Source organism: Levilactobacillus suantsaii (assembly GCF_004115745.1).
Taxonomy (GTDB): Bacteria; Bacillota; Bacilli; order Lactobacillales; family Lactobacillaceae; genus Levilactobacillus; species Levilactobacillus suantsaii.
In genome coordinates this window covers 25,453-42,231 of record NZ_QXIL01000011.1, presented here as the reverse complement: position 1 = coordinate 42,231, position 16,779 = coordinate 25,453, and the positions used below count along the sequence as shown (strand labels likewise).

General features: G+C 51.4%; 8 protein-coding genes. 6 read left to right on the top strand and 2 right to left on the bottom strand.

Annotated elements, in window-relative coordinates; genetic code table 11:
* Positions 1-13: 13 nt before the first annotated feature.
* The 6 genes from DXH47_RS06855 to DXH47_RS06830 are packed head-to-tail and all read left to right on the top strand — an operon-like array spanning position 14 to position 7,420.
* Entirely contained in the window at positions 14-1,249 is a 1,236-nt protein-coding gene (locus DXH47_RS06855) for a preprotein translocase subunit SecY (protein WP_129032623.1), read from the top strand.
* Positions 1,250-1,261: 12 nt separating this feature from the next.
* Positions 1,262-2,845 carry an accessory Sec system protein Asp1 gene (asp1, locus tag DXH47_RS06850; protein WP_129032622.1) on the top strand — a complete coding sequence of 528 codons (1,584 nt, stop codon included), beginning with the start codon at positions 1,262-1,264 and terminating at the stop codon, positions 2,843-2,845.
* Positions 2,784-4,364, top strand: coding sequence for an accessory Sec system protein Asp2 (gene asp2, locus DXH47_RS06845; protein ID WP_129032621.1), 1,581 nt, complete (start codon positions 2,784-2,786; stop codon positions 4,362-4,364). Before asp1 ends, asp2 begins: the two co-directional genes overlap by 62 nt.
* On the top strand, positions 4,361-5,119 hold the full coding sequence (gene asp3 / locus DXH47_RS06840; RefSeq protein ID WP_129032620.1) for an accessory Sec system protein Asp3: 759 nt from the start codon (positions 4,361-4,363) through the stop codon (positions 5,117-5,119). The genes asp2 and asp3 overlap by 4 nt, the downstream gene beginning before the upstream one ends.
* Positions 5,116-6,564 (top strand): glycosyltransferase, encoded by a 1,449-nt coding sequence (locus tag DXH47_RS06835; RefSeq protein WP_129032619.1) that lies wholly within the window; start codon positions 5,116-5,118, stop codon positions 6,562-6,564. The genes asp3 and DXH47_RS06835 overlap by 4 nt, the downstream gene beginning before the upstream one ends.
* Entirely contained in the window at positions 6,554-7,420 is an 867-nt protein-coding gene (locus DXH47_RS06830) for a hypothetical protein (RefSeq protein ID WP_129032618.1), read from the top strand. The genes DXH47_RS06835 and DXH47_RS06830 overlap by 11 nt, the downstream gene beginning before the upstream one ends.
* A gap of 154 nt (positions 7,421-7,574) precedes the next feature.
* Here the strand turns inward: DXH47_RS06830 and DXH47_RS06825 are convergent, their stop codons facing one another.
* Positions 7,575-7,919 carry a DUF5776 domain-containing protein gene (locus DXH47_RS06825; RefSeq protein WP_129032617.1) on the bottom strand — a complete coding sequence of 115 codons (345 nt, stop codon included), beginning with the start codon at positions 7,917-7,919 and terminating at the stop codon, positions 7,575-7,577.
* Positions 7,903-16,200, bottom strand: a complete 8,298-nt coding sequence (locus DXH47_RS06820) for a KxYKxGKxW signal peptide domain-containing protein (protein WP_129032616.1) — start codon at positions 16,198-16,200, stop codon at positions 7,903-7,905. The genes DXH47_RS06825 and DXH47_RS06820 overlap by 17 nt, the downstream gene beginning before the upstream one ends.
* Positions 16,201-16,779 lie beyond the last annotated feature (579 nt).

Below are 16,779 nucleotides of genomic sequence, written 5' to 3'. Positions count from 1 at the left end.
AGGTGATCTTGCTGTGCATCGCTATCGTGAATTTTTAACCAGCCTGGGCTGGACTGTCCTGATTTTGGCGGTCTTTGTCACCGGCCAAACCATCCCGTTGCCCAACCTCGATGTGAGCACGGCGCAGGACGCTATCAGTCACGTCACCTTTTTACGCTTATTCGCTAACGTGACCGGGAGTGATTTTTCCAACCAGACCCTGTTCTCCGTCGGCATGGGCCCGTTCATGAGTGCCATGATCATCTGGCAAGCAGTTCAGGCCGTGGGAGACGAGGCCATTAGCCACCTGAGCCCGCACCAGGTCAGTCTGGGCAAATACGGCATCACGTTGGTCTTGGCCATCGCCCAATCCTTTCAGGTAGTTTACCTGGTGCGCGGGTCACTGGACACGTTCTACTTTCCAGGCACCCAAATTAACATTGTCTTTATCAGCACCATTATCATTCTGGTCGCCGGCGCGATGTTCGTCGCTTGGCTGGCCAACCTAAACGCCGCCATCGGGATTGGAAGCAGTGTGGCGTTGATCATCCCTGGTATCGTGCGGGGCATCCCCGGGAACCTGATCAACGGGTTCGGCGACACAGAAGACGTGCCCCTCAAGATTACGGCTACGACCCTGACTGCCGCAATCATTATCGGGGCGATTTTCCTGGTCCTGAGTGTCATCACCAACGCCGCTGAATTGCGCCTCCCCATCGAACGACCGATGTTGGACCAAGAACACTCGGATTCTTACCTGCCAATCAAGGTTCTGACTTCAGCCGGGATGCCATTCATGTTCTCCAGTTCGCTGTTCATGTTGCCGCGCTACTTCGTCAACCAAACGGTCGGACCAACCACGCCACTGCAACACGCCATCGTGACCTGGTTCTCCTACCGCACGCCCCAGGGCATCCTGGTCTATGCGCTGGTGTTGATTTTATTGAACTACGCCTTTGGCTACATCAACTTACAGCCTTCCCGCCAGGCTAAGACCTTACGGGAAAGTGACGACTACTTGATCGGGGTTCCGGCCGGTGACGCGACCGAAGCGGTCATCATGCACCACTTTAACTTGCTAACGTTTATCTCGAACTTTCTGATTTTGCTAGTGGGCGTCGGCCCGTTAATCGTTGGGTTGTGGTACCCGGCTGCCGTCAACTACTCATTGTACTTGGGGTCCGTTTTGATTCTTGCCGGCATGGTCGGTGGCGTGGCCGACCAGATCAAGGGCTTGATCAATAAGAACCGTTACCAGATTTTTGACTAAGGAGCTGACAAGATGACTGTGATTATTCCCGCGTGGTCCCGCGATGCGACGGCGCTCAACGACACGCCCGTCGTCAAGCTGGCCCAACTATTCATGGATAACCAGGTGGCTACCCAGCTCTTATTGCTCCAGCCGTTGCCGTGGCTCCGGTATCAATTACAAGCTAACCACCTGACGCAACTGCCTTGGTGGAACGTCTTCGATGCCTTACAGGGCGTTACTCGGGCCACCGGGTTACCCTTAGGGCTGGAAGACTTGGATTTACCAGCAGATACCCAATTTGCCTACCTCGCCCACACCGTTTTGCTGTACCGTCACGACCGCATTTACGGTGAAGTCCATTTCCATCCAGCTGGCTTCGTGAGCGAAGTTGATTTGACCACCACGACTGGTCAACAAATCGTCAAGGTCTACGATGACCGGGGATTCTGTTCGACCCAAACCACTTACGATGCTCACCATCACCGGTTAGAAAAACTCTGGTTCTCCCCGACCCGGCAACCCAAGATGCGTCAAGTAAACGACACTACAATTCAGGTGTTAGGACCTGATGGGCAGCCAACACGAACTGTGGCTTCACTCGAAACCTTGATTACGACCACGGTCCAGCAACACTTGGCCCAGCGTCACGACCTCTTGATTGCGGACGCTAACCCGGCCACCGCTACCATTCTGACGCAGTTGGCTCACCAGCACCGGGTAGCCTATCTGTTATCGACACAACGGGCCCCGACGTTGCCGGATGACCTGTTGCGAGCCGTGGAACGCGTCATCGTCCCAACCAAGCAGATGGTGACCAAGTTTTCGTTGGTCAATGCCGACGTAGGGACGCCCATCGACGTCATCTCACCCTACGCGACAACACTTTCGCTGGGACACAGTACCGAACTGCCGGCAACCACACTCGTCTGGACCGTCAATCATTTGACCACCACCGCCCAACATACCGTGGCTAGTCAATTGGTCGCCTGGCTGACCCAAGCTGAGACAAATCAGTTGGCCATCATCACCACTTCGCAGCGTAGCCAACACGCCTTGGAACAAGACTTGCGCGCGCGGCTATTGGCCCACGCCCAAGTAGACCTGGAATCCCCGCAAGCTCAGATTATCGACTTGCTGTGGACCCAGATTCAACGCGGGCAAGGCGTTCGCCTCACGGATTGCCCCCAAGCCATTCAAGACGTGTTGACCCAACGCCAGCGGGTGACACTACAAGTCCATCTGACCGACAATGCCCGCGAACAGTTGCTGGGACAAGCGCGACTATTGATTGACCTCGGGCCCATGCCGGATCTGCAACTACAGATTGCCGCCATCAGTGCGGGCATCCCGCAAATCAACGCCACAGCCACCGGGTATGTCACCGACCACCAAAATGGTCTAATCATCCAGCACCCCCGCGACCTGACACAGTCCCTCGACTTTTACTTAAAGACGCTGGTTAATTGGAACCAGAGCCTGGTCAGCAGTATCACTGCCTTGGAAAATTTAGCAGAACCTAAACTTTTAGCTTATTGGAGAGAAGTGATCGATTATGGCGAACACACAGATGCCAGTCGTCCAACTGGGCGGCCAGCCGGTCATCCAGCCCGCTAAGCTCACAGCAGATTTCAAGTGGGTCTATTATCCGGACCGCGCCCAACACCCCCAGGAGCCCCAGTCCGTCCTCACGCTGGCCGGCCAACTCACGCCCCAGTGGCGTAACGCCCTGTTTCTCTTACCAAGTGGCGATGCCACTTGGTTGAACGACGCGGTGTTGCGAGTGTTGCCCGCCAACCACATCCTGTACGACCAGCGTGTCACGCCGCGCCAGGACGTCCAGCAACTATTGAAATTAAAGGGGGCCTTTGCCGTCGACATGACGGACCCGCAGCGCTTAACGGACACCATCAACCGCGACTGGTTCCCCGGTCAGGATGCCTTTAAATTAGACCACAGCCAATTACGTGTCCTGCCTAGTTTTGAGGGAGGAATCACCCGCTATGGCCGTTACCGGCTGACACTCACCGGCAACTTTGGGGCGACGCTACAACCGGTCGCTATCTGGGAGGCCCAGGGGTATGCGCCCCGGTTTCGTGACCTGCTCTTTCAGCCGGAGTGCCAGGTAGGCCCCAACGTGACGGTCCGTTACCAACTCACCTTGATCAATCAAACCACGGATCAGCCAATCCACACGGTCACGTTCGACCCGACGCGCCATCCCACGTGCAAGACTTTACACCTCGGCAGTACCGATTATTACTACACTCTGAGCCTTTTAGCCCGGGGCCAAGGAACCGTGGATATCGGTTTAGTCCACATCTCCCGTTCCCGCGAAACTTACGGCCGCCTCTTTCCCGGTGGGCAGTTCATCCATATTCCGCAAACGTTCAACGAGAACTTCTACGCCTACTTCGATGCCGGTGACCTTAAGCCACCGTTGAACGTGTATTTCAGTGGGTTCAACTTGAGCGACCACTTTGAAGGGAACTTTATGATGGAACGCTTGGGTGCCCCCTTCTTATTGATCAGTGACCCCCGGCTCAACGGGGGCGGCTTTTATTTGGGCAGTCCGGCGTACGAAACGGCCTTCTTAAAAGTCATCCAAGACACCTTGGACCGCTTGGGATTTGCTCCCGACGACTTGATTCTATCGGGCATCTCCGAGGGCACCGTCGCGGCGTTCTACTACGGTGCCAAGTTAAAGCCTCGCGCCATCATCGCCGGTAAACCCTTGTTGAACCTGGGGACCACGGCCACCAATGGGCGAATCAAACGGACCCAGGATTTCCAACCCTCGTTTGATTTATTGTTAGACCACACCGGCGACGTGACGGCAAAGACCGCCCAGGACCTCAACGACCGCATCTGGGCCCAGGTCAAACAGGGCGACTTCAGCCACACCACCTTTGCCGTGGCCCACATGCAACAGGACGACTTCGATAACACCACGTTTCCGGAGCTGTTCGACTGGATTACGACGGCCTTTCCCCACGTGCAATTCCTGCATAAAGGCATCTTAGGCCGCCACAACGACGATACGCCCGCCGTCAACGCCTGGTTCATCAAGCAGTACCGGATGATCCTCGCCACCGCGTTCGACCGGACGATCGCCTCTAAGGAGGTGTCCCCATGAGTTTGGCGTACTTATTATTGTGGCCCGCCCACTTACGTAGCACCTACGAATACGGGTGTCAGGTCAGCGTGTCTCCCGAACACGTCGTCAGTTACCGTGCACCGCTGATGCCGCCGGGCGAAGTCATTCATGACTGGCGATCGCAACGCAATGCCGGTCAAGAACACCTGAGTTGTGAGCTACCTATTCTGACCCCTGGAAGGGCCTATACTTTAGACGGCAACATCACCGTGATTGCCGGGGGTGTTTACTTGCGTCTGCGGTTCTTCGATGCTACGAACGCCGAGTTGGATCCCATCATTCTCGATGGCACCAGTGGTCGCTTCACCTTTCCATCGACGGCGGTCAATTACCGCATTGAACTAGTGAATACCCACCACCAACAGGTCATGTTTCGCTACCTCCTGTTAGCCGAGCAGACCACCGCTACCACCCATACGTTTACCGTCGACCAGGTGCTGGGAACCGTCCAGATTACCACTAAGGCCGCTCAAACCAGTCACGTTGATCTCGTGGTCCGGCAAAATGCCACTAAACCGCTCTGGATTGCGCCCAATGCAAACAATCTGGTCGGATTCGTGACCCCGCAGCAATTACGGGACCCCAATTGGGTCCACCAGCTCAATCAAAAACGAGATGCCTTTCTCGCCGCGCAGCCCCACACGTCGCCACAAGCTAGCGGCCTCGATGCGTGGCAGGCCTTGGAACGACATTGGCAGCCACAATCAGTTCAGAACCAGGAGGATCAGCTATGATATTTTTTGTAAACGGAACCATCGGGATGGGCAACTCCGGGGTGGAACATGCCGAATTCTACCGCGGAAAGGTCTTGGACCAGGCCCAGCTCCCATACCGCTACTTATTCTACCGATTGAACCGGGACTTACAGGCCCCGATGCGTCGCTGGGGGCTAGCGAACGAGCAGGTCATCAACATGTGGGAATACTTTGCTCTGGGCGAAGACTACCTCAAACATGGCGCCCAGAAGTTTTACAAGCACAGCACCCAACTGGTCATCGACTCCACCAACACTCACCGCAAACGAGATACTTACACGGAAAGTGGTCTGCACGTGGTCGACCACATGATCAAGCACCCCGATAAACATAAAAAATCTAAAATTTTATTGGTCGGGTCCAACCACGTGGAGATTTTCAACCGCAACACCGGCCAACGCATGGCTAATTTCCAGTTCTACGACGACCAGCACCGCAAGGTCATCATCCGTAATATTCACCTCTACCATCAGGCCGGGGGTGAGCACCTCTTCTTCGGCAACGGCATGCAACTGATTCGCTACTTCTTCGAACGGCTCAACTTGGCCTATAACGAAAAAAACATCTTCATGATCGACCGTGGCATCGACCCAGAAGTCGCCCTGTTCCCGATGCACTCCGATAAAGTCAAAATTATCGACGTGATTCACGCCGACCAGTTGAATAACCGTAAGGACCCGCGTTACCCCTTATTCAACAACTATAACGAATACTTATTGACCCACCTCGACGGGGTCGACAACGTGGTCACGGCCACCGAGCAACAGCGTCAAGATATGTTGATCGACTTTCCGGGCCACGATAAACAATTCGTCACGATTCCCGTTGGCGGCGTCCGTGACGATCCCCAGTTCGACACCACCAAACAACCCCATGACCCGCTTCGCTTTATCACAGCGTCACGGTTAGCGATTGAAAAACATGTCGCCTTCATCGTCAAGGCGTTGGTTAAGCTCCACGATGATGACGGGGTAAACTTAGTTTTTGACATTTACGGAGCTGGTGAAGAACAGAAACGCATCAAACAGGCAATTGAGGACGGTCACGCCGGCGATTACATCACCCTCAAGGGCCAATCCGCCGACCTTGACACCCAGTACCCCAAATACGATGCCTACTTATCCGGATCTTACTCGGAAGGCTTTGGTCTGACTTACATCGAAGCATTAAACGCTGGTTTGCCCATCGTGACTTTCAACGCCCGCTTCGGCGCACAGGAATTGGTCACCGAGGGTAAAAATGGTTTCTTGGCAGACTTTAACCGGACTGATGCCGACTATAGCGTCAATCAGCTCTATTTGGCCCTTAAGCGTCTCTTAGCAGCCGACTACCAGCAGTTACGGGTAAACACCCTCGCATCCATCCAACGCTACCAGGACCACGTTATCGCCGCAGATTGGAGGAAGTTAATCGATGCACTATGAACTAGTTAACGGTGTTTTCACCACCACTGACGTTTGGCACCAGGAAAAGAAGGTCTTACAGGCTAACAACCTGCATTTGCTTTCCATTGGGTCGGCCCCGAATTTTGCCGGAACCATGAAACAGGAAGGGATTAAGCACAGTTTGAATCTCTACGATGCCATCACCAAACGGACCACTTACAATACTGATGACTACCTTTTTTTCAACCGAGCACCGGTGCCGACGGAGACGAACATCTTAATGAACGCGGACGGCTACTGTGCCCTCGAATACGATGGCGCCCCGATTGGTCAGCTTAAGCTCTACCCTAATACCAATCGGGCCGTAAAGGAGATCGATTACTTCAATCCCGATGGTAGTAACGATATCGTGGAAGAGTATGCTACGGACGGCCGGCAATACACCCTGTTGTTTTACAACGAAGGCGACCCCCAAGAGTTTCAATTTTTGAACCTGGCCGGTCAACCCGTCATTCGCTACTATTATTACGATAAGGTCTTAAACTACATCACGATTGAAGACCCGACCACCCAAAAGGTCCTGGAACACTATGACAATCTCAACCAATTCATCTGCCAGCAGGTGGCTAAGTTGGTGACGGTCCAAGACCAGGTGACGGTCTGCTACCTGGGCGTCGAAATGATGGCTTTGCGCTATACCAAATCCCATAACATCTTGCACCTGTCCGAAGACCCCTTCGACCAGCAAAACGAAGTCCGCGGGAACCTCTTAGGAATTTTGAACGACGATATCCAATACATCCAAGAAGTCCAGATGACCCAGAGCGCCTACAATGCATTAGCTTTGCGTAACATTAACCTCGAGAAGGCCACTGTGATTCCGGACGAAGACTAAATCTAACCTTTAACGCAACTTCAAGCGGACCTGACACGCGCTGTCAGGCCCGTTTTTGACGTTATCAGTAATTTCCCCATGGACACTAAAAGCGGTCGCTAACCACCCTTAATTGGGCGGCTAACGACCGCTTTTAGTTGATTACAATGACTGTCTAATGTTTGTAAACGTACAGGGAATTGGCGGTAATATACCCACCGGCAACCCGGTAACGTAGCGTCCCGTTATCGGAGTAGTCCCAACCTAAGATCTTGATCTTCGTCTTAGCAGTGTAGTGATGTCCTGCCTTGGTCTGAAGGTTGTAATCTTTGTAGAGGTTGACACCGGTCTTGACCGTGACGTACTTCGCGTGGGTAAAGGCTCCGGTCCGAACTAATTGCTTGTTGGCCGTGATGTACGTGCCATCACTCAAGACGAACCGTGTCGTCGCGTGGTAGTGAACCACCCGTTTGATGGTGAGCTTCTGTCCTTGACGGTAGTGCTTAACTTCTCCTGTCAAGTTGACTGACTTGTAAGAGTTGACCCCCCTTTGGATTGATAATCGTAACCGTCTTGGTCTTAGAGGTCTGCTTCTTCAAAACGTACTTCGTCTTACCCTTCGCCGTCTTAGTCGCGACCTTCTTGGTCTTGGCCTTAGTCATAGACTGGTAATACGTTTCCTTGACGTACGCTTTGCGGGCCGTGATGTAACAAATCAAACCGTAAGTCTTGGACTTGTGGTTAACATCGCGTACCTTATAACGCAGGCGACCGCCCTTTGAACGAGCAATCCCGATAATCACGAACTCTGGCCGACGGTTTCTCGGCATCTTCTTGTACCAAACAATTCGGTTCTTCTTAGAGAACGTCGGTTTTTTGTACAAGCCGATCTTCTTAACCGCCATAACAGCGCGGCCAATCATAGAAGCTTTGGCGACCGTATCGGCACTGCTACCAGTCATTAAGGTACCTTCGTCATCGTCGGTTGCCGTATCAGCAGCCGTACCAGTCGAGATGGTGTTACCGCCCGGTGTAGTTCCGGTACCACCGGTATTACCAGTGTCAGCAGTACCACCACCATGAGGAGTTGCCATACTCTGACTGGCGTCGCTCATTGAAGCGTCACTTTGACTCGCGTTACTCATCGAGGCATCACTCATCGAGGCATCGCTCATTGAAGCGTCGCTTTGACTGGCTTCACTCATGGAAGCATCGCTCATCGACGCGTCGCTTTGACTGGCTTCACTCATGGAGGCGTCGCTCATTGAAGCGTCGCTTTGACTAGCGTTACTCATCGAGGCATCGCTCATGGAGGCGTCGCTTTGACTCGCATCACTCATTGAAGCGTCGCTCATCGAGGCATCGCTCATTGATGCTTCACTTTGACTCGCATCACTCATCGAGGCATCGCTCATTGAAGCGTCGCTTTGACTGGCTTCACTCATCGAGGTATCGCTCATTGAAGCGTCGCTTTGACTTGCGTCACTCATCGAGGCATTGCTCATCGACGCGTCGCTTTGACTGGCTTCACTCATCGAGGCATCGCTCATTGATGCTTCACTTTGACTAGCGTCGCTCATTGAAGCTTCACTTTGACTGGCTTCACTCATGGATCTGTCGCTCATTGATGCTTCACTTTGACTGGCTTCACTCATTGAAGCATCGCTCATCGAGGCGTCACTTTGACTAGCGTCACTTATCGAGGCATTGCTCATCGACGCGTCGCTTTGACTGGCTTCACTCATCGAGGCGTCGCTCATTGATGCTTCACTTTGACTCGCATCACTCATCGAGGCATCGCTCATCGAAGCATCACTTTGACTGGCTTCACTCATCGAGGTATCGCTCATTGAAGCGTCGCTTTGACTCGCTTCACTCATTGAAGCATCGCTCATCGAAGCGTCACTCTGACTAGCTTCACTCATCGAGGCGTCGCTCGCCGATGCCGAAGCCGATTCACTGGCGGATTCATGAGCTGACGCTTCACTGGTCGACCGATCGCTCAAGCTAACCATGGATGCACTTGCGCTGGCACTAGCATCACTCAAACTTGCCTCACTAACTGAAGCAACTGATGCGGAGACTGAACCGGAATCTGATCGGTCGCTTTGACTGGCTTCGGATTCACTGACGGAAGTTAAGCTATCCGCCATCGAAGCCGACGTATCACTCAAGCTATTCAAGGACTTCGACAATTCGGAGATGGAGTTTTCACTCAGGCTAGCCGCACTGGTCGACGTCGTCGACAGCTCACTACTCAAGCTGGTTGACGCATCGCTCAAACTTGCGGCGGAAGTACTCAACTCACTATCATGACTACTATCATCGTCGGCACTCAAGCTGGCACTGATTGAGTTGAACTCGGATTGGGCACTATCCGCACTCTGACTGCTTTCACTCAAACTATCTTCCACACTGGTCAACGTTGATTGATCCATTGAAATGGATGCTAACGATTTACTCGTAATGGCGGATTGACTAGCCGAGGCACTTGCCGAAGCTGTGGATTCCGACTCTGCCGCACTCGTCGTCGAAGCCACACTGGCTTCAGCCGACGTCGTGGCTGATTCCCGCGCTGACCCTTCACTAGCCAACGTCTGGCTGGCTTCGGACCATTGCGATTGAGCACTGGCTTCACTGGTCGATTGATTACTCAAACTCGTCAATGACTCGGAAACATCATCATCACTGACCTCAGCGGAATCCATACTAGTCAACGACTTGGAAATTTCCGCACTTTGACTGGCTTCGGAAGCCGAAACTTCACTGACACTGGCGTTCGAGATGGAACCTAACGACGTCGAAGCTGCCGACTCAACACTATCAGCTTGGCTGACTTGTTGACTAACGCTGGCTTCACTCGCCGATAACTCGGACGCCGTCGAGGCGTCACTCATAGACTGAGCACTCAAACTATTTTCACTCGCCGAGACACTGGCGGAAGCGACACTCAACGAGTTATCCTCACTGACACTCGTGGATTCACTGGCCGATTGACTAGCCGAAACACTCGCAGAATTTTCAGCTGAAGTTACGGCGGAATCACGTGCCGACTCACTCGCCGACTCATGCGCACTGGCTTCACTCTGTGATGCATCACTCAGAGACTTTTCCGCCAAGCTCATGCTCTGCGAGGCGGCACTCATGCTGGCTTCAGCTTCGGAAACGACCGACATTGATTGTTCACCCGAGACCGACCGGCTGGCCAAACTCGTTTCAGATTCTTTGACACTGGTAATGCCGCTATTAGTTGATGCAACGACGTCCTCTAAGCTGGCTAAGGATTCTGAGAACTCACTGGTTGACTGCGCACTCAGACTAGCTTCAGATTGCGAGGCCGTACTCAAACTATCCTGGGCACTGGTGACTGAAGCTTGCGAAACGCTCATATTGGAGAGAACTGTAGACAGACTTTGTTCTGCTGATTGCAGGCTCTGGTCATCCAAGTTGGAACCGGCCACACTCAATGATGCGATGGCCGAGGCGTTGGCACTTTCACTCGCTGAATTTGTCAGGGCACTATCCAATTCAGATTGGGCAGTCGATTCTTGAACCGATTGTAGGCTCAAACTATGTTCGGACGATGACCGCTGACTGGCTTGTGACAAGCTGGCACTGGCCAAACTCTTGGTTTGGTCTGCCGATTCACTGGCCGAGACCACTGATTGTGATTGCACCGCACTCAACGATCCCGCAATGGACGTTGAGGTCACGCTAGCTTGCGAAGCGGTTGAAGCTTCCTGGTCACTAGCTTCCGACCATTGTGATTGGGCGGATTGGTCCGAAACGGATTGATTACTTAAACTGGTCAAGGAATCTTGAATATCCGGATCCGTCGAGTTGATTAAACTCAAACTGACCAACGACTGTGAAATTTCGCTATTTTGACTGGTTTCAGAAGCCGAATAGTTGCTGACACTAGTGGCCGATAAGCTGGCTAATGAAGCCGACCCCAGTGATAATTGACTCAAATCAGATCCGGATTGTGACGTCAAACTCCCCTCATCCGCAGACAAGACGGACGCTTCACTCGCGATGGATTGCGACCACTGGCTCAAACTCATGTCAGAAACCGACAGACTAGCCGATGCTTCACTCAATGATACTGTCTCCGAAATACTCTTTTCCGCTTGCGACATCACGGATAACTCACTGACTTTCGCCGAGGCCCATTCGCTGGCCTGACTTTCCGCGGCCGATGTTTGTGAGGCTAAACTCTTGCCGGACAACGACCGTTCACTCAGACTGGCCAATGAAGTTGAGATGATAGACTGTTCACTATCCTGGGCCTGTGAAGCTCGGGACGCTGACAACTCAGATTGTTCGCTGAGTTGGGACATCGAAGCTTCACTCATGCTGACCTGCGATGCACTCCTATCCGTGCTCTGACTTGTCTGGCTCATAGAAGTCAGACTGCTACTTTGTTCAGCGGAAACGACCGCCGATAATTCTTGCGAAAGCGAGACGGACGTTTCACTCAACAGCGACGTGTCACTGGCACTAATCATCGAATCGACACTCACGGAGTCGTTACTCAGACTGGCCACCGAAGTCGACGCATTTGATTGCTGACTGGCTTCAGAAGTTGAAGCGTCACTCAAACTCGCTTCGGACACACTCATCGAAGCCGAGTCCCGCGCATTCGACGTGGACCAAGCACTCTGTTGTGACTCAAATTGCGATTCGGACACCGAAACAACACTAGCCATCGACTCACTGACACTAGCTTGTGATCGACTAGCATCACTGACGGAAGCCTCGGATTGTGAGGCCTCTGAAGCCGATTGCTGACTGGCTTTAGATTGCGACTGTTGTGCCCGTGATTCACTGGCGCTTTGGGTGGAGGTGATAGATTCCGAGTTTAAACTCATGTCGGAAACCGACCGGTCACTCAAACTCGCGTCACTCACTGAGGCCTCGGAGTTATCACTTTGATCAGACGTGGACCGCTGACTCAGGCTAGCTTCTGAAGCTGACGCTGAATCTTCTGCGTTATTGACAGAAGCCGTACTCTTCGACGTCTGTTGCGAAACACTGGCCTCAGCTGAAGTCGAAGCCGAATTTTGGGCTTCAGATGTTGAGGTTGAGGCTTCGGCAGACATCACGATTAAGTTAACCAGTTGTGAGACAGTTTGATTACTGATTGGATCCGTCAAACTCAAGGTGACCCCATAGGTGCCATCCGTATCCCAGTCAACCGCAGTGTCATCCGCCGTGACTAACGTGGATGACACTTGGTCACCATTAGCACCCGTAGCGTTATAAACGTAGTCCGGGGCCGTTGGCTTTGCCGTACCAATCACGTAGGTCACATCATGCCCGTTAATCTTTGGCAAAAGACTTTCATCTGTGGTCTGAACGACCGTCAGGTTTCCTTTCATTGCCATCAAATTCGTGATAGTTGGCAATTCATGGGTGTCGAAGAAGTCACTGCCTTCATCCGCTTGCAATTGGGCGATTAAGGCCTCGGCACCGGCTTGGGTCAAATGATACGTATAAGTTCCAACTTTGATATCGTCATTATCAACGGCTAACCAACCTTTATCCAGCGCGATTTGCTGACCGGAGTCATCATCATTCCAAGCTGGCGTAAAGTCTGAGTCATTCAATAACGTGCTGGCCAATTGACCATCATAGGTTCCCGTTTGGTCATTCAAACTCGCGTAGTTATAGGCCGCCGTTCGATTATAAATAAAAGCAATAGCAGAAGTGTCATCGGCGCTTTCAATGACGACCGGGTTATCCGAAGCCACACTCCACCCAGCATCGGGCGTTGGTGCCGTGACCGTGATGGACTTCCCTCGCAGGGTATGCAACGCTTCTTGAGCATCAAACATCGACGTTTGCTCGAAGGCAGCTGCATCATCGGTATTGGCTGCACTAGTCGTGACGTTGACCGTGACTAAGTTAACGTTATAGCCATCGGTAAAGGCTCGCCCTGGATGAGCTTCAGTATCAGTCCCATCGGATAATGGCATCCCTGATCTGCCGGACAATACCCCGGAACCATCAGATTGGTAATTAAGGCCTTTATAGCTCCCAGCTTCTTCCACAGCTGGAATGTCCCCATTAATAGAGTTTTCATAATTTTGTTCGGCTAACGCAGCGCCGGCCTTAAAGGCGTCAGTGGCATTTTTCAATTCTGTCTTGTAACTATTGATAAACGCTTTTTGGCCAATCGCCGTTAACGCGTTGACATTATCATCGGAGAAGGCCCGTGATAAAAGCGTGGAATCAACACTTTTATCAAGGTTCATGAAGTCGGGCAATTGAACGGACGGCGACCCAGCCATTGAGATTTGACCAATTTGACTATAAGTTAACGGATTCGTCTCCGTTGTCAAGTCCCCACGTAGCTCAGTATGAACCAGATCATCAGCGATACTCATCGCCCGATAGGCCGCATCCAATTCGTTCAGTCCGTTACGCACCAGCGAGTAACTCCGGTTATTGTACGACTGAATAGTAGCCGTGGAAGTCCCTTGATACGAGCCGGCATAAGTATACGCATGGGCTTCGTCTTGCGTAGCGAATTCTTGGCTATTTTTATAATTATACCCGGATGGATTGTTTAAATAGTCATCCGTTGCCGCCTTGACCGTATTGTATTGATTATCGTAAAGGGCTTGAATGATGGCTAACGCTCCGGCGCCACCCCGCGTATAAGTTACGTTGGCTGTAGCAACATAGGTATGCCCGGCGTCGTTCGTCAACTGATCAATTTCATCAGCGGTAATGATACCAATATCTTCCAATTCATTGAGGATGTCAGCTAGCCCGGGCCGGTTCTCCGTCAAGGCATCATGACTCGCTAAGGTCATGACGCTACCCAGGATTTTCTTTCCCCAAGCATAGGCAGCGGCTTGGACCGTTAGGCTAAGCTGACTGCCACTCCCGTCTGCAATCTTTGCAGGATCATCAATCCCAAAGCCCTCCACATCCGCATAGGTTGAGTTAGGGTCTAAAAAACCTTCACCGTTACTATTATCGTAACCGTAAATAAACCCCTGCATCAATTCGCCAATGGACGTATTCATCCCGATTGACCAGTCGTTCATGATGGCATTTACGGCAGAATCTTTGATACCGGTATAAATTTCGTTTAAAACGTTGGTCGTTAAAACCGAAGTCAATCCTAAACTGCTAACGACAGCCTGCAGATCACCGTTCAAGGCCACCGCGTCAGCCAGCGTTTCTGGGGCATAGTTGGTCGCACCATCCGCATTCGTCGAATCCAGAGTTCCCCCGATGGAACGGATATCCCCAATAGCCTCGTGGGTAATCCCATTAGTAATGGATGGCGCTAGAATCGCAACAAACCCATTAATATACTTTACCGTATTACTAATTTCAGTATCCGCAGTATTATTGGCATCAGACGTGTAACCTAATAGCTGAGAGGCATAATTTCCCTTTGAATTTTTAGCAATGGTTACCAGGCTACTAATTGCCGTTGACGTTGACCCACCAAACGACGCAGACGCCAAGTCATCACCGTCATAGGTTTGATTAATTAAATCGTTACCCGCATCGATATCCGTTGCCTTAGTCTCAATCCCCTTTAACCAAGCATTTAGGCCAGATGTGTAATCACGCAAACAATCTGCGTACCCTTGGTTATAATCTTTCGTATAGTACGTCGTTTTAAAAAGAAGGCCGGTAGTAAACGTATCTGCATCACTAGGCGCTTTATAATTATTATCAGACCAAATTGGCGGAGCATAATCCGTACTGGATTGCATAGAACTATCAGTATTATAGGCATCCAGCCATGAGGAAATCGTTTGGATCGACTTCGTAATCGCTGACGAGTCAAGTACCCCCAGAATATTTAGTCCACCGCTCAGATTAAGACTCGAAATGATGGTATCAATTGCTGATTTAGCGTCTGCAGCCCCAAGGTTATAGGAAACATCGTCAGTATACACGCCTGGTGTCGACGCTGAATTCGTATCCAGTGCTAAAGCCAGCGGCATAATGGCCGTCGTCCCCAGCAGCGAATTTGCCGCTTGGGCCCCGTAAGCATCTTTGAGATTGGTCAGCTGGTCCATGAGTTCATCGACCAACAGACTGTTTTCCGTTGATGTCGAGGCGTCTACTGAAGCCGATGTCTCGCTGGTCTCACTGGTACTGTCAGTCGTTGATGCAGAATCACTTGCACTATCATTGGTTGACGTGGACTCACTGACACTGTCATCCGTCGAAGCGGAATTATCGGTATCACTAGTCGATAAGCTGTCCACCGGAGAATCTTCGGAAGCACTGGGTTGTCCCGTCGACGTTTCCGTGGTGGAAATAGAAGCGCTTTCATCTTGTTGCGACGTGCTCGTCGCGGTAGACTCCGACTCCGTTGTGGACGTGCTAGCTTCTGTCGTGGAAGTCGCATCACTGGTACTGGTCGAGGTTGAAGTGGACGTCGAGGTCGCATCCGACTTGCTCGACGATTCACTATCAGTTGTGGTTGACTCATCACTCGTGGAAGCGGCCACTTTCGATGGTGCCGCGCTGGTCGAAGTCGTGGTCTCACTCGTGCTTGCTTGTTGCGCGTCCGTTTGCGACGTCGCCGGAATCGTCCCCGACTTTTGCGTTGCCGCGACGTCAGCCGTATCGAGTTGCTTGGCCGCTCCCGTCTTAGTATCCGCTTTAGCGGGTGACGAGTTAATGGTCCCCAGACCAAGTAAACCACTTAAGGCTGAGATACCGGCAACTAGCCACTTCCTACCTGCCTTATACATTTTAAAGTGCGTTTTGCTGTTTGATCGAAACAGTTCCGAAGCACGTTTCGGATCCAATCCTTTCATTCAATCGCCCTCACTCAATTCAATCCACATAACTTTTTAAAGGTTACAGTTATTACCCGATAATCTACTTTATAGTACCACGTTTTTACCGGTGTGGATAATTTTTATATTTCAATTTTTGCCCACATATTTGCTAATCAGCCGAAAAATAGTCGCGTTTATTCACTTTGTCCATTATTCCAGCCATGAATAAACCATATATAGGATAAAACGCAATCCGGGCGAACGTTGATTTCTAAGCGTTTACAAATTAATTTTGTCGACTAACTATCCTACATCAGTAACCCTTATGACCCTTAAATAAACATTTGCTGCATAAAATTAATTATCCCCAACAAAATTTAACCAAGATTGCTAAAGCGCCTAAACTAGTTAACCACCCGCCTTTCGGATAGTTAACTGGCCCACCTTTCTGCCTGCTAATCCACCGAAACGATTTTGCCTGGCGAGTTTAAAGTTTCAATTGCTTTCATCTTTTTACTTTAGTGTCAGTAAACCAGTTGCATTTTCATAACTATCATCCTAATATAGACTATGTTGCCTAGATATCTAGTTATTATTAAGGAGTGTGTGCCTAAC